Raw genomic sequence first — 18796 nt, 5'->3', positions numbered from 1 at the left:
AGTTCCGGAATCGACCCCTTACGTTCTGGCCGTTATTTGGCGCACCCGAACCCTGAGTTCAATTAGTCAATCTCAGGAAGCCGCAGCTCTTGCGCGTAATCCTCTTGCGTGAAAAGGTCCACAACCGAGAACTTGCCATCTTCGTAGGAGAAGTGGATTGCTCCGCAGTTGCCAGGTACCTTGTCGTTTGGATTCGCTGCCTCTTCGAGAACGGCGTCATAAAACTCTTTGCACGAGCGTCCGTGGCTTACAACGAGAACGCACTCGGTGTCGTCTTGCTCCATGATGTCATGAATGCAATCAAAAATACGGGTTCGCACTGTCGACTGGGCCTCTCCACCGAATTGGCAAAAGTAGTCACCAAAAGGCGCCTGAGGCATTATGGCAACCCTTTCTGCCTCGTAATAGCCAAAGAACCATTCGCGAAGCGGCTGCTTAATTTCAGGTGCAAGGTTGGGCTCAACGAGCTTTGAGGTCTCTACTGCTCGATGGAGATCCGAACAGTAGAGATGGTCAAAATGAATCCCCTTGCTTTGAAAGAAGAGGCCGGCTCGCTTTGCCTGCTCGATTCCCTTCTCGGTAAGAGGGGAATCGGACCATCCGGAAATGAGATGCTTGGAATTAAAGAGCGTTTGGCCGTGCCTTAGCAAATACAGATTCTTCTTCATCTAGGCACCGGCCTTTTTGTTCGTGAAGGCGCGGCGGGCATTGTGGATGAGCATCTTGTCTACCGTTTGCTGGCTTATGCCCGAAGCCAGAAGGCGAGGAGTGAAAATGCCAAGGTTGTAACCGAGGCCGGGGCCTCCCTCGTAGGAACGGAAGTACGATTTTCCTCCCAGGTCGGCACCCATCAGCAGCTGATCTTCGAATCCCGTCTCGACCATATGCTCGATGAGGCGGGCAATTACCTCGTCCGTGTAGTACTTAACGCGGGCGGCGCCATCATAAATAAGGAAAACGCCGCGCTTGGCAATCTGCTCGTGGTAGTAGTAATCCGGGTTGCGGTCGATGTGGCCAAGAATGATGTTGTTGGGCTTGGCTCCGTTTTCGAGAAGAATATCGATCGCTTCGAGCGCCATCGTGCCCTTCTCAAGGTGAAGGGAAACGGGCGCACCGGTTATATTTGAAGCGATTGCCGCGGCGCGAAGCTCTTTTTTCTCGACAGTCGTAATTGATTGCAGGCTGCATGCCGCTTTGATGACGCCGGCGCGGCCTTCCGATCTTTTGACTATGGGGCCGGCGTAATCATAGATATCAATGCCGTCGCATACGTCTGCAACGAGGAGCTCGACAAGCTGCTCTGTGTCGTATTTCCACAGGAAGTGAGACTTGTCATAAAACTCCGACTTGTGAAAGCCGGTGGTCGCAATGATGTTAACGCCGCTTTTTGCACTGATTTCACGCAGGCTTTCGATGCTGCGCCCACTGCCGATGGGGGTCATTTCGACGAGGGAGTTGCCGCCAACTTGTTTGAAAAGCTCCAATTCCTCGAGGGCTTTGTTCTCGTTGGGCATGTCGAAGTCGCTTCCATTGGTGATGACTTCGACACCGCCCTTTCTGATGAGGTGGTCGTGGGCATCGGTCTTGCCGATGTTTGACGGATCGATTTTTCCCAGGACTGTTTCGATAAATGCCATAAATGCCTCCAAAAGAAAGTGCGGGCACCTTTTGGCAAGGCACCCGCACGGAGAGAAAGGCTTTTTGCGGGAACGGCTATGCGATGCCTGCAATAAGCTTGATGACAAAGAGGACCGGGAGCCAGAACACGGCGTAGTCGATGTTCGAAAGCATGAGGCCGGTGCCAAAGAGCGAGCCCATCATCGGGTAGAGGGCGATGATGCCCAGGTGAGCGATGAAGCTGGAAACAAAGCCACCCAGGAGAGCACCCTTCCAGCCGCCGTACTTGTTGCCAAACACGCCGACCGTGCAACCGTCAAAGAAGAGGATGATCGGGCTCGGGAAGACAACCACGGAAGAGCCGAGGGCAACAGTGAGCAGGCAGACGATGATGCCAGCGGGGATGGAGCCCAGGAAGCCGAACATGGCGCCGGAGGGGCTGAACGGGTAGAGAACGGGGCAGTCGAGAGCGGGGACCGAATTGGGGATGAGCTTCTCAGAAATACCCTTGAATGCCGGGATGATGGAGTTGAGGAACATGCGGACGCCGGAGAGCATGATGGATACGCCGGCTGCGAACTTCAGGCCTTCCATGATGAGGAAGATGGCCCAGTTCTGAGAGCCGGAAAGCGTCTCGACCTGACCCTGACCCACAACAAGACCGATGATGACGAAGAGGATCGGCATGATGAGGGAGAGCGCCAAAGTGACGTCCTGGAACAGGTAGAGTCCGCCGGGGAGCTTGATGTTCTCAGCGTCCTCGTCCTCAGCGTGCTTGCCAAACAGCTTGCCGCAGAGTGCGCCGATGAGGGTACCGAACTGTGCTGCGTGACCGAGGGTGAAGTCCTCGCCAAAGTACTTCTTTCCCAGAGCACGGGGAATTGCAGGAGTGAAGGTCCAGTAGAGTGCAGCCAGGATCGCGCAGGTGACAATAAGGGGCATTCCCTGAAGACCGAGGATGCAGTTGATCGAAAGCGCGAGGAAAACCGCGAGGTACAGCATCATGTGCGCCGTGAGGTAGACGTTCTTCATATCCTTTTTGGGCATGAGGAACACCATCACAAGGTGGATGATGAAACCAAGGACGAAGATGGAGACAACGGTCTCGGACATGGTGGACATGCCCACGGCGAATGCTGCCTCGTTCATGGGCATAACGCCATTAACGCCAACGACATCGTTAAGCAGCTGCATAACGGGGGTGATGGTGTTGGAGATAAGATCTGCGCCGGCATTGAGGATCAGCATGCCGACGATGGTCTTGATTACGCCCTCGAAGACTTCGCCCGCGGGGGTCTTTTGCAGGAGCAGGCCGACAAGCGTGATGATGCCCAGGAAGATGGGGGCTTGGTCAAGCACCTGGAAAATGATGAAGTTGCCAATGGAGGCAAGAATATCCATGTCTCTTCCAATCGATGAGGAACTAAGGACGGGAATTGAAAAAAGGAGCCAGGCGGAAGCTTTTACTCATCCTGACCAGCGAAGAACTCGTCGAGTTTTGCGTTGATTTCGTCCTTCTTGATGAGGTTCGTGACGTACATGACTGTGGTGCGGCTGCGAATATCGTCAGAGATATGGCTTGCCATGCTCTTGGTGGTCAAGATGATGTCGGCATCGATGCTCTTGACGCTTCCGATGTCGGCGACGGTGACGGTGGCGTCGATGCCGTGTCCCTTCACATAGTCCATGATTGCCATGCGAGCAAGGCTGCTCGTTCCAAGGCCCATACCGCAAAGGGCAGTGATTTTGTAACGCTTATCCATGAGAATCATCCATTTCTTGAGTTAATCGATCAGATTGATTGAGCTAAAAGCGGCTGATGAGGTCCATGACTTCAGACACATCCGCTGCGTTGAGAATCCCGTCGACATTACGTTTGTCTTCGAGAAGCGAAACCAGCCTTGCGAGAGCATCGAGATGCGACTCTGAATCTGTCGAGCAGAGGCAAATCACGAGGCTCACGGGATCGTTTTCGGGACTTCCGAAATTAACGGGAGTGTCGAGGGTGATCAAGCTCAGGCCGACAGCAAGTGCTCCGTCTTCTGGGCGAGCGTGAGGAATGGCAATGCCAGGGGCTATGACCATGTAAGGGCCGAATTCCTCGACAGCAGAAATCATTCTTTTGGTGAACGATTCGGTTGCTTTACCTGCTGAGACAAGGAGGTCTCCACCAATCGCGATCGCTTCTTCGTAGCTGTCTACCTTGTTGTGAAGCGAAACGCATTGCGGTTCTAGCCAGTTTTCAAGCATAAAACCCCTTTCGTTATCATTCGTTTCTACAACGCTTGCGGAGCATCGATGCATATGGGCGCTGCCTGAAATCGAGAATAGCGATTCGTTTTTTTTTTTTCGAAAATTGGAAAAAAATTTCGAACGGTGGCATTTGTTCGGTGAACGTATTTCGAAGTAAAGCGAAAGTTAACATCTTGTTAACGAAATCAACCAGTTCCGTTCAAAGAGCTCGCCGGGCATTCCTGCCTCTCTTTTATTAACAACCCTATTAACAACCCATCGGCGTAAGCTTTCGATCTGACGTCGGACGGGTTGGGGCCCGCTTCTTGTACCACTTCCCCTCCCGGGGTGGTAAAGTTGTTGACCACACGGAAATGCAGGCGCGGAAAGGGAACGATCGCATTGGCTCAAAAGGTGACACTCAAGCAGATTGCCAACGAGGTGGGGCTTTCTCCCTCTTCGGTTTCCCTTGTGCTCAACGATCGGCCCTGCCGCATCTCGGAGGAAAATCGTCGCCGCATCAAGGAAGTCGCGGCGCGTGAGCATTACGTTCCCAACCAGATCGCTCGCAGCCTGGTGATGCGCGAGTCCAAGACGCTTGGCCTCATCGTCCCCAATATCGAGAGTCGCTTCTTCTCTTCGCTTGCCAAGAATTTGGAGCAGCGTTGCCGCGCCGAGGGGTACGCTCTGTTCATCACCAACTCCGATGGCTTGCCCGAAAACGACCTGGATTTGCTGGGGCTTCTGGTTACACGCGGTGTGGACGGCATATTCTTGGTTGTCGCCGATGAGCTCGCAGACGACAGCGTGCTGGTCAATGAGCTTTCTCATCTGCCTGTTCCTTATGTGATGATCGACCGCGTGGTGGACAACCTCTCCTGCGACAAGGTCTTGTTCGATCATGAGCAGGGCGGCTACATGGCAACAAAATACCTGCTCGAGAAGGGCCACGAGCGCATTGCCTGCTTGGTCAACGCGGCCAAGTCTATGACGGGTCGCAAGCGTCTTGCCGGTTATGAGCGTGCCCTTACCGAAGCCGGCGTGGCATTTGATCCCTCGCTGGTGGTCGAGACCGACTACTACATCTCCGATGCCTATGAGGCGTCGGCAAACGTGCTGGATACCGATGCCACAGCTGTTTTTGCAAGCTCCGACAACATTGCCCTTGGCTTGCTCAAGCGTTTGTACAAGGGCGGCCATCGCGTCCCGAGCGACTACTCGGTGGTGAGCTATGACAACAGCGCCGCCGATGCCTTGTTCGAGCCGGCTTTGACCTCGATCGAGCAAGACGTGACCATGCTTTCCGAGCACGCTATCAACATGATGCTTCGCAGGATCGAAAAGCCGACGGCGCGCCCCATCGAGCGCGTGCTCGAACCGCGTCTTGTGGTGCAGGGCAGCGTTTCCCCGCGTTAGCGGGGACGGGGCGCCCGCGTCTTCTTGGCGCATGCTGTAAAAGCAAAAATGGCTTTGCCCGAATGCTTCATATGAAGGCGTTATGGAGAGCCGGGGCGATAATCTTTTAGATTGTCAAAACTGCGAACGAGCCCACCACGCTGCATAAATAACCAAATAATGTCCCTCAATATGTATAAGTCTTTACAGTGCTAAAACGTTTTTTCATAACGATAAAACGTTTTACCTCCTATACTTTCACTTCGGATACAGGTGCTTGTTGTACCTGATGCCGTGCCAATAAGCGTCGGTTCCCCCCATACGCCCCACCTGTCCCTAACGGGGTGTGTTTTCAGACGCTTTTTAAGCCTTGGCGTCCCGTAGGAGAGAGCGGTGCGTGCCCGGGAGGCCAGCATCAAAGCGCTTGAGATCTGACGCATGCAGTCCCTTGCATGCGCCGATGCGTGCGAGATGCGCTCCCGCGGCGATTGCCCTGCCCGGCAGGCCGCGGGAACGCAGCGCATCGTTTATCGGGAGTTACACGCCGGTGCCCACCGGCGAGAATACAGGAGGCAATACATGACTCAGCCCGTTATCGGAACGCCGTGGAAAAAGCTCGATGCGCCCGTTTCCAGCGAGGAGCTCGAGGGAGTGGAGAAGTATTGGCGCTGCGCCAACTATCTCTCCGTCGGCCAGATTTACCTGCGCTCTAATCCTTTGATGCGCAAGGATTTTGTCGATGAGAAGACGGGCGAAGTGCGTGACTTTGGCCGCCCCGACGTCAAGCATCGTCTGGTGGGCCACTGGGGCACCACTCCGGGCGTGAACTTTTTGTTTGGCCATGTAAACCGCCTTATTGCCGATCATCAGCAAAACGCCATCTTCCTTATGGGCCCCGGTCACGGCGGCCCGGCCGGTACCGCGCAGTCCCTGCTGGATGGCACCTATCGCGAGATTCGCCCCGACATCACCAATGACGAGGCCGGCCTGCAGAAGTTCTTCCGTCAGTTCTCTTACCCCGGTGGCATTCCCAGCCACTTTGCGCCCGAGACCCCGGGCTCCATCCATGAGGGTGGCGAGCTTGGCTACACCCTGTCCCACGCGTATGGCGCCGTGATGGATAACCCGAGCCTTCTTGCCGTGGCCGTGGTGGGCGATGGCGAGTCCGAGACCGGCCCGCTTGCGACCTCTTGGCAGTCCAACAAGCTTGTCAATCCTAAGACCGATGGCATCGTGCTGCCCATCTTGCACCTCAACGGCTATAAGATCGCCAACCCCACGATTCTGGCGCGCATCTCCGATGAAGAGCTCACCAAGTTCTTTGAGGGCATGGGCTACGAGCCGCACTTCTTTGTGGCCGGCTTTGACAACGAGCCCCACAGCTCCATCCATCGCCGCTTTGCCGATCTGTTCGAAGAGGTCTTTAACAAGATCTGCGACATCAAGGCACGCGCCGAGGCGGGCGACGAGACGCGTCCCGTCTACCCGATGATTGTGTTCCGCACGCCCAAGGGCTGGACGTGCCCCAAGCATATCGATGGCAAGAAGACCGAGGGCAGCTGGCGTGCGCACCAGGTGCCTCTGGCATCTGCCAAGGATACGCACGAGCACTTCCGCGTGCTGCGCAGCTGGCTTCGCTCGTATAAACCGGAGGAGCTCTTTACCCCGGAGGGCCAGATTCGCCCCGAGGTGACGTCTTTCATGCCCGCAGGCGACCTGCGCATCGGTGCCAACCCCAACGCAAATGGCGGCAAGGTGCGCCACGAGCTCACGCTGCCCGACATCCATGCCCATGAGGTTCCCGTGGCGGAGAAGGGGCATGGCTGGGGCGCAACCGAGGCGGCTCGCGTCTTTGGTGCCTATACCGCCGATGTCATGGAACTCAACGACGACTTCCGTATCTTTGGTCCGGACGAGACTGCATCCAACCGCCTGCAGGACGCTTACAAGGTGACGCGCAAGCAGTGGGACGGCGGCTACTATGCCGATGCCGACAACGATGAGCTGCTGGCGCCCACCGGCCGCGTGGTCGAGCAGCTGTCCGAGCATCAGTGCGAGGGCTTCCTCGAGGCCTATACCCTCACCGGTCGTCATGGCGTGTGGAGCTCCTACGAGTCGTTTGTGCATATCGTCGACTCCATGGTCAACCAGCACTGCAAGTGGCTTGAGGCCTGCGTGCGCGAGATTCCCTGGCGTGCTCCCATCTCCGGCTTGAATATCCTGCTGTCCAGCCACGTGTGGCGTCAGGACCACAACGGATTCTCGCATCAGGATCCCGGTTTTGTGGATCTGCTGCTCAACAAGGCAAACGACACCCATGTGGTCAACGCGTACTATCCGTGCGATGCAAACATGGCACTTGCCGTGGCCGAGCGCGCGTATACGTCTACGAACTGTGTGAATGCCATCTTCTGCGGTAAGCAGCCGGCGCCGACGTTCATCACGGTGGACGAGGCCCGTGCCGAGCTTGAAGAGGGCCTTGCCGAGTGGAAGTGGGCAAGCAGTGCTTCCAGCCTTGATGAGGCAGACTTGGTCATCGCTTCTTGCGGCGACGTGCCCACGCTCGAGGCGCTGGCAGCGCTCGACATGCTCAAGAAGATCGGCGTGAAGGCAACCTTTGTAAATGTGGTCGACTTGCTCAAGATCAAGAGCGTGGCCGAGAACAACCAGGCTATCTCCAACGAGCGCTTTGCCGAGTTCTTTGGCGCCAACAAGCCGGTCCTGTTCTGCTTCCACGCATATGCGGGTACTATTCATCGTCTGATTTGGGATCGCCCCAACCACGACAACTTCCGCGTGCACGGCTACGAGGAGAAGGGCTCCACGACGACTCCCTTTGACATGCTGCGCCTTAACAACATGGACCGTTGGGCGCTTGCCGCCGATGCTCTGCGCATGGTGGACGCTCAGAGGTGGGCGGCGCAGATTGAGGAGTGGGAGAACTTCCGCCAGGAAGCCTTCCAGTTTGCCGTGGACGAGGGCTACGATCATCCGGCCTTTACTAGCTGGGTGTGGCCCGATGCCGCTGCCGCGAGCGAAGGCCAGCTGTCGGCTACGCAAATGACTGCCGGCGATAACGAGTAGCTGCTTAACGTGTAGGCGGCGTACCTCCGTTTGAGGGACGTCCAGGCGCTCGGGCAATAGGCTAAGTTGCCTCTCGATTTTGCTTGACGCTCCATAAGCTCAGCCCCCTATGCATGCCCGCGTCCGGGTTTTCCGGATGCGGGCATTTTTATGTGCGCGGACCTTTTATTTCATATTGAGAGAAGCCATGCGGACGGGATCGTGCCTCCGCTTTTTGCATGAGCTGCGCCCTGCCTGACTATTGTTTCATTTCGATGCTTTTGCGCGTTGGGTTGTAAGATACTCGCAAATGATGCCGATGAAACGGGAGGGGCGCGCGGGTGTTGGAGCGGCGCGAGCGGTTGGATAGCAGCAGGAGGGACCGTCTGGGTGCTTCTTGGCTCGAAAGCAAGGTTTTCGCTTGGTCCGACGACCCCACGCCAAAGCGCTATGCGATCGATCTTGCCTGCATATTCTTGTTTTTGGTGACGGCCACGCTGGTTGGTTTTGCCTTCTTTGCCTTTGATATGGAGGCATGCATCGTCGTCACCTATGTGCTTGCGGTTCTTTGCATATCGCTCCTCACGGCAAAGCGCGCGTACTGCCTTGTCGCATCGGCGCTTTCTGCGCTCCTGTACAACTACTTTTTCACCACGCCGCGCTTTTCATTGACGGCCTGGGGGCGCGCGTATCCCGCTACCTTCGCCGTGATGTTTGCGGTTGCTCTTATTGCGAGCACGGTTGCCATGACGCTGAGACGAGAGCTGCACGCTTCCCACACGGCGTACCGCAGGACCAAGATTATGCTGGAGGCAGACGAGGCCTTTCGTCGCTGCGAGACGCGCCGCGAGATCGTGAGCGCGGCGGGCGCCCAGCTGTCGAGGCTCCTTGACGCAACGGTTGTCTGGTACTGCGATGAGGGAGAGGGCTTCTTGGAGCAAAGGAGCTTCTCCTCGGCCGGCGCGTCTCCAACCCCTCCGGTGATCGAGCTCTCTATGGCAAGAAGGGCCTTGGAGGACGGCGAGAGCGTCGGCGTTGGGACGAAGCTTTTTCCTTCGGCATCCGGCTTGTACCTGCCCCTGCGCTCTGGCACCGATGTCGTGGGCGTCATGGGCATTTGCCTTATGGGCGCAGTCCCGCTTCCTGCGGAGCGCAACGAGGCCGAGGCCGTTGCGGGAGAGGCATCGCTTGCCCTTGCCCGTGCAAGGGCGCTTGAGGAGCGCGAAAAGGCTGCCGTTCTGGCTAAAAATGAACAGCTGCGCGCCAACCTGCTCAGGTCTATCTCGCATGACTTGAGAACGCCCCTTACGGCAATTTCGGGCAATGCCGATGTGCTCCTGTCTGATGGCGAGGACCTGAGTGCCAAGAAGCGCGAAGGGCTTTTGCGCGATATCCGCTCCGATGCCATGTGGCTCAACGCCACGGTGGAAAACCTGCTTGCGATCACGCGCCTAGAGAATGGTGAGGTGCACCTTTCGACGACAACGGAGCTGCTCGATGATATCGTCGAGGAAGCGCTGCGCCATGTAAGCCCGGACTCCGAGTTCCACGACATCGAGGTCGAGCCGAGCCGCGATCTTTTGCTTGTCGACGTGGATGCGCGTCTTATGGTGCAAGTTGTGGTGAACCTGCTGAACAATGCCGTTGCCTATACTCAGGTGGGCTCGCGTATTCGCATTATGTCGCGCGCCGATGCCAACATGGTCGTTGTGCGTGTGGAGGATAACGGCCCCGGTATTGCCGAAGGGGATCGTTCCCGTGTGTTCGAATCGTTCTACACGGCAAGTCATGCTCTGGCAGATTCGAAAAGGAGCGTGGGCCTAGGGCTTGCTTTATGCAAATCGATTGTGGAGGCACATGGCGGCAGCATTGGCGTCGATGCGGTCGAACCGCATGGATGCGCGTTTTGGTTTACGCTGCCCTTGCATCGTATGGAGAATGGAGATATAGACCATGCCGATTGAGAGCCATGCAATAATCCTTGTTGTCGAGGATGACGCTACGGTTAGAAACCTGGTGCTCACGGCGCTTGAGGCCCAAAGTTTTGATCTTCTTGCCGAGTCTACAGGGCGAGGCGCCATCGCCTCGGCCGCCACGAATGCACCCGATGTGGTTTTGCTCGACCTGGGGCTTCCCGATATTGACGGCATCGAGGTCGTTCGCGCTATACGCGTGTGGTCCCAGATGCCGATCATCGTGGTGTCGGCCCGAAGCGAAGATGCCGATAAGATCGCTGCGCTCGATGCGGGAGCCGATGATTATCTCACCAAGCCGTTTTCGGTAGGCGAGCTCCAGGCGCGTATTCGCACGACCTTGCGCCGCTCGAGCTACCTTTCGAATGCCCCCACGCGCGAGAGCTCCACGTTCGAGAACGGAGATCTTCGTATCGACTATTCGGCGGGCGTGGCATACCTGTCTGGCGAGGAGCTGCATCTGACGCCCATTGAGTATAAGCTCCTGTGCTTGCTGTCGCACAATGTGGACAGGGTCCTTACGCACAGCTTTATCTTGAATGAGGTTTGGGGCGTCGAGCATCAGGCGGACCTTGCGTCGCTGCGCGTATTCATGGGCACGCTGCGCAAGAAAATCGAGTCCGATCCGGCGCATCCCCGCTATATCCAAACCCATGTGGGTGTGGGCTATCGCATGATTCGCGCCACTGCGGCTAAAGACTAAACATAGCCGTTTACCTGGGGTCTTTAGGCTTTCTTTATCCGAGTTTAACGGCACTTTTATGCCTGGCGCATGTTGAATCGTGCGAGGGTGGCAGTCTTGTTCTGGAGAGGCTCAAGGGTGGCTATTCTTCCTTTGCGTTGGCGGCATTGCCGCCGGCCGCGCATGTCCGTCGGGCACGCGCGCAATCAAAGAAAGGAGGACCCTTGGATACTGTGTCCGAATCGCATGAGGAGAAGATTTCGCAGCTCGCATCGCTCACCGGCGCGGATGCGCTGGCGGCCATGGGCAGCAGCGCTGCTGGCCTGATGAGCGATCAGGCAGCGAAGTTGCAGGCCAAATACGGCAAGAACCTCATCCAGGCGGCCAAGAAAAAATCTCCAGTCCTGGCATTTCTCTCCAACTTTACGCATCTCATGGCTATTTTGCTGTGGGCGGCGGGCATTATCGCCCTGGTGGCGGGTATGCCCGAGCTGTGCGTTGCCGTGTGGTTGGTCAACTTGATCAACGGATGCTTTAGCTTTTGGCAGGAGCATCAGGCGGACAAGGCAACCGAAGCGCTCAAGAAGATGCTCCCGTCTTACGTCAATGTTATTCGCGACGGCCAGCAGTCTCAGGTGCTTGCGGAAGACCTCGTGCCTGGCGACATCATGGTTCTAGCAGAAGGCGACAAGATCTCTGCTGATGGTCGTGTTGTTCGCGCTTCCGATTTGCAGGTGGACCAGTCGACGCTTACCGGCGAGTCCAATCCGGTGCGAAAGACCGCCGACGCCGTGCTCGAGACCGATCTTACCGCTGCCGAAACGCCCAACCTCGTGTTTGCGGGAACCTCTGTTTCCGAGGGCAACGGCCGTGTTGTTGTCACAAAGATCGGCATGGCGACGGAGTTTGGCAAAATCGCGAGTCTGACGCAGAACATGGAGGACTCCGAGAGCCCCCTGCAGCGCCAGCTTGATCGCCTGACCAAGCAGGTTACGCTGTTTGCCCTGTGCATGGGCATCGCGTTCTTCCTGCTTGACGTGCTCTTTGTGCACAACGGCCTTGCCTCCTCGTTCATCTTTGCTCTGGGTATGGTTGTTGCCTTTATTCCCGAGGGCTTGCTGCCCACGGTTACGCTGTCGCTTGCTATGGCAGTGCAGCGCATGAGCAAGCGCAATGCCCTGGTGAAGAAACTCAGCTCTGTTGAGGCCTTGGGCTCTACGAGCGTTATTTGCACCGACAAGACCGGCACGCTTACTCAAAACGAGATGACCGTCAACCATCTGTGGACATGCGAGCGCGAGTACGAGGTCACTGGCGTTGGCTATGCGCCTGCGGGTGACATCGAGGGCGACGGCGAGAAGTGGCTGGCTGCCGATAACAACGAGCTTCGCCTGCTGGTGGCAGGCGGCGCGCTGTGCTCCAATGCGCGCCTTGTTGCTCCCGAGGAAGAGGGCGGCCGGTATACCGTTTTGGGCGACCCCACCGAGGCATGCCTGCTCGTGAGTGCCCAGAAAGCCGGACTTACGCTCGAGGACCTCGAGCGCGAGATGCCGCGCGTGAGGGAGCTTCCCTTTGAGAGCCGCCGCAAGCGCATGACGACCATCCATCAGCTCAAGCGTCCGTTTGAAGGCGCTTCCCGTATCGCATTTGTGAAAGGCGCCCCTAACGAGGTTGTCCGTCTTTCCGAGCATGTGCGCTGCCGCGGCGAGGTCGCTCCCATGAGCGATGAGATGCGCGAGCGCATCATGGCTGCAAACGATGGCTATGCAGCGAATGGTTTGCGCGTCCTCGCTTTGGCATATCGCCCGCTGTGCGCCGACGACGATTCCATTCCCCGCTCGATGAGCGATTACACTCCCGATAACATCGAGTGCGGCCTTACCTTTGTTGGACTGCTCGTTATGCAAGACCCGCCAAGGCCCGAGGTTGCGGCAGCTGTTGCTGAGTGCCGCCGCGCTGGCATCCGCGTTGTGATGATCACGGGCGACTACGGTCTTACCGCAGTGTCCATTGCCCGCAAGATCGGTATCGTGCAGGGTGAGCACCCGCGCGTTTTCTCGGGCGTCGAGCTCGAGAAGACCTCGGATGAGGAGCTCAAAGAGGCGTTGAAGGGCGAGGTAGTCTTTGCTCGTATGGCGCCGGAGCAAAAGCTGCGCGTTGTCGAGAACCTGCAGCAGATGGGCGAGATCGTGGCTGTCACCGGAGACGGCGTGAACGACTCTCCTGCGCTTAAGAAGGCAGACATCGGCGTTGCCATGGGCATCACCGGCACGGACGTGGCCAAGGAGGCCGCGGACATGATCTTGACCGACGACAACTTCGCCTCGATTGTCCATGCCATCGAAGAAGGCCGTGCGGTCTACGCCAACATCAGGAAGTTCATGCTCTATATCTTGAACTCCAATGTCCCCGAGGCTGTTCCTTCTGCGATCTACCTGCTCTCAGGCGGAGCGGTGCCTCTGCCGCTTACGACGATGCAGATCCTCACCATCGACCTGGGCACCGATATGCTGCCTGCCCTTGGTTTGGGCACCGAGCCTCCCGAGGCCGACGTTATGAGCAGGCCCCCTCGCGACCCGAACGAGCCCTTGCTTTCGGGCAAGGTCATGCGCAAGGCCTTCCTGTGGTACGGCATGCTTGGCGCGCTCTTCTCCTTCGCTGCGTTCATGTTCTGCCAGATCATGAATGGTTGGCATCCGGGCATCGCGATGTTTGGCGTGGGCGCCGACCTCGATCCGGTCTATGTCCGTGCAACGACCATGGCGCTCGCTGCTATCGTCTTCACGCAGATTGGTGAGGTTTGGAACTGCCGTACGGAGACCGCTTCGGTTTTTGCCGCGGGTCTGTTCTCGAACAAGCAGATCAACAAGGGTATTCTGTTCGAGATCGTGCTCATTGTTTTCATCACACTGTTCCCGCCGTTCCAGGGCGTCTTCCACACCAGCCCGTTGCTGCTGAGCGACTACGTGTTCTTGGTGCTGCTTCCGCCCGTCATCTTGTTGATTGAGGAGTGCCGCAAGGCCATCGTTCGCAAGAAGAACCATATCGACCGTAATGGCGTCGCGCTTTCTCAGACGCCGGAAAAGAGGTAGCCATGAACGTAATCGTCGTGGGCATGGGACGCATGGGCGTGAGCCTCGCCCGCAAACTTGACAGGCAGGGCTATAACGTCTGCGCTATCGATCAGGACCCGGAGCGCCTTGAATCGCTGGGGGAGTCGTTTGGCGGCAGCACCGTAGAGGGTGTTGGCTTTGACCGTGCAGTTCTCGAGGCCGCTGGGATCGACCGTGCCAGTGCTGTGGTCGCCTGCACCTCGTCCGACGAGACGAACATCGTCGTCGCGCGTATCTCGCGCCAGACCTATCGCGTCCCACGCGTCATCGCCCGCCTGTACGAGATTTCCAATGCCGAAACCTACCGTAGGCTCGGCATCCAGAGCATCTCCACCACCGATTGGGGCGTGCGCCGCGTTTGCGAGCTTTTGACGTTCAACGAGCTGGACGATGTTGTCGAACTTGGGTCCGGCGATGTGCGCCTCGTGCGCGCCGACGTCCCGGCGCTTCTTGAGGGAAGCCCGGTGCGCGAGCTCACTGTTGTGGGCGAGATCAGCATCGTTGCCGTTTCGCACGATAATGAGACGTTCGTGCCCACGCAGGGAACGGTGCTTGACCACGGAGACATCATCTATGCGGCGGTTGCGTCGAGCGCTGCGGGCAAGTTCCGCACCATGCTCGGCTTGGCCGAGTAAGGAGGCAACCATGAATATCATTATCGTTGGCGGTGGCAAGACCGGCTCGTATCTCGCCTCCCTGCTGAGCGGCCGCGGCGACACGGTGCGCGTTATCGAATCGAGAAAAACCGTGGTGCAGCGTCTTGAGGCAAAGCTGCCCGAGGGTACGGTCGTGCGCGGCATGGGCTCGAGCCCCGATGTCCTCGAGGCGGCAGGTGTGCTGCATTCGGACGTCGTGATTGCCGTTACGGGTGACGACGAGGTTAACCTCGTGGTTTCGATGCTCGCAAAGATGGAGTACGGCGTTGGCCGCGTGGTCGCACGCGTCAACAACCCGGCGAATGCCTGGATGTTCGATGCCTCTATGGGCGTCGATGTGGCCATCGACCAGGCCGATCTGATTACGCGCTCCGTCGAGGAGGGCCTTGATATCGAGGACGTCTACACGATTATGCGCTTGGGCAAGAGCGGTCACGCTATTGTTCAAGGCGAGGTGCGTCCCCGTTCCTCGGTGGTTGGGAAGGCGGTGCGCGACTTGCAGCTGCCCGAGGACCTTGTGCTCGTAGCCGTTGAGCGTGACGGGGATATTGTTATCCCCAATGGCGGCACGGAGCTGTGCGCAGGCGATCGCGTGGTCGCGTTCTCCGACGATTCTGGCAGGGATTTTTTGAGCCACGCTTTGCAGTAGACATTGCTAATTTGCAAAAGGCCGCATCTGGGTTTTCCGGGTGCGGCCTTTTTGTGAGTGGGACCATGTCCTCTCATGTGGACTTCCACGTGTGATTGTCACGGTTCTGTTACCGATTTTGAGGGTTCGCGCAGAATACACTCTAGTATGCTAAAGTACCAGACACCGGTTGAGGCCGGGTCTTTTTTTCGATATGTTTGGCTATCGTAGAGGGGATGGGCGCGCGTATGACGGCCACACCGTGGGGATTCAGGGACATTTTGCCCGAGGAAGCTCAAGCGCGCGAGGAGATCGCACAGACGGTGAGGGACTGCTTTCGTGCTCATCATTACCTTCCGGTCGAAACGCCGCTGCTCGAGGACAAGGGCTCTCTCGAGGAGGGCGGCCGCATTGCGGACACCCCGTTTAAGTTGTTTGATGACGATGGCCGCCTGCTCGTGGTACGTCCCGACAACACGCTTCCCATTGTTCGCCTGGTCTCTACGCGCATGCGCTCGGCCGATTTGCCGCTTCGCCTGCGCTATGAGGCTCCGGTCGTGCGCGAGCAGGTGCGTGGCGCTGGCGGCTCCCGTCAGTTTACGCAGCTGGGTTTCGAGCTTATCGGCGAAGGGGACGCCGCAGGCGATGTCGAGATGGTTTCGCTGGTGACGAGCGCTGTTCGCGCTCTGGGCCTTGCCGATGCCAGGGTCGTATGCGGCAGCGTCCGTCCCTTTAAAACGCTTCTTGCACATGTGAGCGACGCATCTTTGGCCGAGGACGCCTTGCGTATGGTCCACGCAAATGATTTTGTGGACCTGGACGCTCGCGTGATGGCAAGCAGCGAGCCCGATGCCATGAAGGCTGCCATCTGCGAGTTGCCGCGCCTGGTGGGCGGTGCGTCGGTTCTCGATCGTGTGGACGCGCTTCTCGCCGCAGCCGGTGTCGCAGGCGACATGACTTGCGAGCTTCGTGCGCTTATCGCGGGTTTGGATGCTCAGGACGCCGCGCTGCTCTCCTTTGACTTTTCCATCATGAATTCGTTCGATTACTATACCGGCCTGGTGTTCAAGGCATATGCGGGCGGTCTTCCCGATCCTGTGGGTTCGGGCGGTAGGTACGATTCGGTGTTCTGTGGCGTGTTCGCATCTGCGGCAGATGTTCCGGCGGCGGGTTTTGCCTTTTCGCTCGAGCGTCTGGAGAGCGCGCTGAACACGGCAGAGGACGCTGCCGACGGCGATCACGCTGCCGTGCGCACGGGCAACGCAGCGGGCGCCCCGCTGCGTATCGCCGTGCCCAAGGGTTCTCTCAAGGCCGATACGATCGAGGTTCTGGAGGCCGCCGGCATCGATGCCTCCGAGCTACGCGACCCGGGTCGTCATCTTATCGTGCACGGCCGTGATGCCCGCGCGGGCGAGGACGGCATCGGCGATATCGAGTTTATTATCGTGCGCCCCAGCGATGCCCCTGCCTTTGTGGGCTGTGGCGGCGCCGACTGCGGCATTTGCGGCCGCGACTCCCTGATCGAGGCCGGTCTCAACCTTTTGCAGCTGGTCGACCTTGGCTATGGCGCCTGCAAGTTTATCGAGGCGGAGCCCTCGTGGCGTGCGGGGCAGGCCGAGCGCAACTATGCCCGTCGCGGATCGCTTCGCGTGGCAACCAAGTATCCGCGCATCGCCGCAGCGTGGTATGCGAGCCGGGGCGTGGTGGCAGATATCGTTTCGCTGCACGGCAATATCGAGTTGGGGCCCATCGTGGGCATGACCGACCGCATTGTCGATATCACGGCCACGGGTGCCACCCTGCGCGAGAACGATCTGGTTGTCACCGGCGAGATTATGGAGTGCACAGCGCGATTCTTTGTGAACCCCGGCGCTGCCCGTTTGGATTCGCGCGTGCGCGTCTTGGGCGAGCGACTGGCTGCTGCGGTGGAGCATCTCCATTTCGAGCCCGTTGCGGGCTCGGCTCAGTAGCGGGCATATATCGATTTTGACGTAGCATGGGCGCAGATGCCCAATAGAGATAGGACTGTTCGAGATGAAGACCATCAAGTTGGCAGCGGGCGAGCTGCTGAGCGTCAACCAACTCAATCGCAAGGGCGTGCTGCCCGAGAATATCGTGGCTTCTGCCAAGGAGATCGTCTCCCGCGTGCGCGCCGAGGGAGACGCGGCAGTGCGCGACTATTGCAGCCGTTTTGACGGTGTTGACCTTGAGAGTTTCCGTTTGCCGCAGGAGCAGATCGATGCGGCGCTTGAGGGCTTGGACCCCACGTTTGTCGCGGCACTCAAGAAGGCCGCTACGCAGATTCGCGAGTTCCACGAGCGCGAGGTCGAGCAGAGCTGGTTTACCACGCGCGCGGATGGCACCATGCTCGGCGTCAAGGTGACCCCGCTTGCTGCTGCCGGCATCTACGTGCCGGGCGGACGCGCGCAGTATCCCTCTACGGTGCTCATGAACGCTATTCCTGCCAAGGTCGCAGGGGTCAAGCGCGTGGTCATGGTCACGCCTCCGCAAAAGGATGGGCTTATCAGCCCCTACACGCTTGCTGCCGCAAGGCTCGGCGGTGTGGATGAGATTTACATGGTGGGTGGCGCGCAGGCGGTAGCGGCCCTTGCCTATGGTACCGAGACCATCCCCAAGGTCGATAAGATTACCGGTCCGGGCAACGCGTTTGTCGCCGCGGCCAAGCAGATCGTCTCGGGCGATATCGGCATCGACATGATTGCCGGTCCGTCCGAGGTCTGCGTGCTCGCCGATGCGAGTGCGAACCCCATGGTTGTCGCGGCCGACCTTATGGCGCAGGCCGAGCACGACCCGCTGGCGGCTTGCTACTTGGTTACCTGCGACGCCGATTTTGCCGCTCAGGTCGAGCGCGGTATCGAGGTTCTGGTGGCGCAGTCGCCCCGTGAGGAGATCACGCGCGCCTCTCTTGACAACGAGGGCACGATCGTAGTCGCTGCCGATATGGCGGCGGCGGTCGAGGCCGTCAACACCGTGGCGCCGGAGCACCTGGAGCTTCACTGCAAAGACGCCATGGGGCTGTTGGGTGGCATTCGCAATGCGGGCGCCATCTTTGTGGGCGCTTGGAGTTCCGAGCCGCTTGGCGATTACGTTGCCGGTCCCAACCACACGCTTCCTACGGGTGGCACGGCGCTCTTTTCCAATCCGCTTTCTGTCGAGGAGTTCGTCAAGCGCTCGAGCGTCATTTGCTATACGCCTCAGGGCCTGATGAAAGATGCGCCTGCGACCCAGCGTTTGGCCGAGGCCGAGGGTCTGTGGTCCCACGCTCTTTCTGCGGCGCTGCGCCGTCGCATTCTGGAGCAGGGTGAGGACTCCGTGAGCTGCGAGGCACTTGCCGGCACGGACCTTACTTCCGTTGCCTGGCCGGACGATGACGTCCAGACGGTCGCCGACGGCGCGACGCCAGTGGGTGAATAGCG

General features: G+C 58.5%; 14 protein-coding genes. 9 read left to right on the top strand and 5 right to left on the bottom strand.

The genetic code is table 11. The features are described 5' to 3' along the window. Positions 1-62: 62 nt before the first annotated feature. The 5 genes from HF320_RS08765 to HF320_RS08745 form a co-directional block, all read right to left on the bottom strand. Positions 63-668 (bottom strand): histidine phosphatase family protein, encoded by a 606-nt coding sequence (locus tag HF320_RS08765; protein ID WP_169277941.1) that lies wholly within the window; start codon positions 666-668, stop codon positions 63-65. Continuing rightward, positions 669-1637, bottom strand: coding sequence for a phosphotriesterase family protein (locus HF320_RS08760; protein ID WP_169277940.1), 969 nt, complete (start codon positions 1635-1637; stop codon positions 669-671). Positions 1638-1713: 76 nt separating this feature from the next. Then, on the bottom strand, positions 1714-3018 hold the full coding sequence (locus tag HF320_RS08755) for a PTS ascorbate transporter subunit IIC (protein WP_169277939.1): 1305 nt from the start codon (positions 3016-3018) through the stop codon (positions 1714-1716). A 62-nt stretch (positions 3019-3080) separates the two neighbouring features. Beyond that, positions 3081-3380 carry a PTS sugar transporter subunit IIB gene (locus HF320_RS08750; RefSeq protein WP_169277938.1) on the bottom strand — a complete coding sequence of 100 codons (300 nt, stop codon included), beginning with the start codon at positions 3378-3380 and terminating at the stop codon, positions 3081-3083. A 43-nt stretch (positions 3381-3423) separates the two neighbouring features. Further along, positions 3424-3867, bottom strand: coding sequence for a PTS sugar transporter subunit IIA (locus tag HF320_RS08745; protein ID WP_022387573.1), 444 nt, complete (start codon positions 3865-3867; stop codon positions 3424-3426). Positions 3868-4251: 384 nt separating this feature from the next. Here HF320_RS08745 and HF320_RS08740 point away from each other — a divergent pair, with 384 nt between their 5' ends. From HF320_RS08740 to hisD, 9 genes are all read left to right on the top strand, one after another. Continuing rightward, on the top strand, positions 4252-5265 hold the full coding sequence (locus tag HF320_RS08740; RefSeq protein ID WP_040219745.1) for a LacI family DNA-binding transcriptional regulator: 1014 nt from the start codon (positions 4252-4254) through the stop codon (positions 5263-5265). A 558-nt stretch (positions 5266-5823) separates the two neighbouring features. After that, complete coding sequence (locus HF320_RS08735; RefSeq protein WP_169277937.1) at positions 5824-8328, top strand: phosphoketolase; 2505 nt, start codon at positions 5824-5826, stop codon at positions 8326-8328. Positions 8329-8669: 341 nt separating this feature from the next. After that, positions 8670-10271: an ATP-binding protein gene (locus tag HF320_RS08730; RefSeq protein ID WP_169277936.1), complete on the top strand. Its 1602-nt coding sequence runs from the start codon at positions 8670-8672 to the stop codon at positions 10269-10271. Continuing rightward, positions 10261-10983: a response regulator gene (locus HF320_RS08725; protein WP_169277935.1), complete on the top strand. Its 723-nt coding sequence runs from the start codon at positions 10261-10263 to the stop codon at positions 10981-10983. Before HF320_RS08730 ends, HF320_RS08725 begins: the two co-directional genes overlap by 11 nt. Before the next feature lie 212 nt (positions 10984-11195). Next, positions 11196-14054, top strand: a complete 2859-nt coding sequence (locus HF320_RS08720; protein ID WP_349290726.1) for a cation-translocating P-type ATPase — start codon at positions 11196-11198, stop codon at positions 14052-14054. A 2-nt stretch (positions 14055-14056) separates the two neighbouring features. Continuing rightward, the gene (locus tag HF320_RS08715; protein ID WP_169277934.1) at positions 14057-14710 is read left to right on the top strand and encodes a potassium channel family protein; all 654 of its coding nucleotides are present in this window, start codon (positions 14057-14059) and stop codon (positions 14708-14710) included. 10 nt (positions 14711-14720) lie between these two features. After that, on the top strand, positions 14721-15380 hold the full coding sequence (locus tag HF320_RS08710; RefSeq protein WP_022387580.1) for an NAD-binding protein: 660 nt from the start codon (positions 14721-14723) through the stop codon (positions 15378-15380). 227 nt (positions 15381-15607) lie between these two features. Then, complete coding sequence (gene hisG, locus HF320_RS08705) at positions 15608-17329, top strand: ATP phosphoribosyltransferase (protein WP_169277933.1); 1722 nt, start codon at positions 15608-15610, stop codon at positions 17327-17329. A gap of 64 nt (positions 17330-17393) precedes the next feature. Next, a complete protein-coding gene (gene hisD, locus HF320_RS08700; RefSeq protein ID WP_169277932.1) occupies positions 17394-18794 on the top strand; it encodes a histidinol dehydrogenase in 1401 nt (466 codons plus the stop codon). Positions 18795-18796 lie beyond the last annotated feature (2 nt).

It is taken from the genome of Collinsella acetigenes (assembly GCF_012844445.1).
GTDB classification, from domain to species: Bacteria; Actinomycetota; Coriobacteriia; order Coriobacteriales; family Coriobacteriaceae; genus Collinsella; species Collinsella acetigenes.
This window is presented reverse-complemented; position numbering and strand designations above follow the sequence as displayed.

What these genes read in the sequence shown, in the direction of transcription:
- HF320_RS08765 (WP_169277941.1), bottom strand. Translation starts at nt 668, where the DNA reads ATGAAGAAGAATCTGTATTTGCTAAGGCACGGCCAAACGCTCTTTAAT.
- hisD (WP_169277932.1), top strand. Translation starts at nt 17,394, where the DNA reads ATGAAGACCATCAAGTTGGCAGCGGGCGAGCTGCTGAGCGTCAACCAA.
- HF320_RS08755 (WP_169277939.1), bottom strand. Translation starts at nt 3,018, where the DNA reads ATGGATATTCTTGCCTCCATTGGCAACTTCATCATTTTCCAGGTGCTT.
- HF320_RS08745 (WP_022387573.1), bottom strand. Translation starts at nt 3,867, where the DNA reads ATGCTTGAAAACTGGCTAGAACCGCAATGCGTTTCGCTTCACAACAAG.
- HF320_RS08760 (WP_169277940.1), bottom strand. Translation starts at nt 1,637, where the DNA reads ATGGCATTTATCGAAACAGTCCTGGGAAAAATCGATCCGTCAAACATC.
- hisG (WP_169277933.1), top strand. Translation starts at nt 15,608, where the DNA reads ATGACGGCCACACCGTGGGGATTCAGGGACATTTTGCCCGAGGAAGCT.
- HF320_RS08725 (WP_169277935.1), top strand. Translation starts at nt 10,261, where the DNA reads ATGCCGATTGAGAGCCATGCAATAATCCTTGTTGTCGAGGATGACGCT.
- HF320_RS08715 (WP_169277934.1), top strand. Translation starts at nt 14,057, where the DNA reads ATGAACGTAATCGTCGTGGGCATGGGACGCATGGGCGTGAGCCTCGCC.
- HF320_RS08735 (WP_169277937.1), top strand. Translation starts at nt 5,824, where the DNA reads ATGACTCAGCCCGTTATCGGAACGCCGTGGAAAAAGCTCGATGCGCCC.
- HF320_RS08750 (WP_169277938.1), bottom strand. Translation starts at nt 3,380, where the DNA reads ATGGATAAGCGTTACAAAATCACTGCCCTTTGCGGTATGGGCCTTGGA.
- HF320_RS08710 (WP_022387580.1), top strand. Translation starts at nt 14,721, where the DNA reads ATGAATATCATTATCGTTGGCGGTGGCAAGACCGGCTCGTATCTCGCC.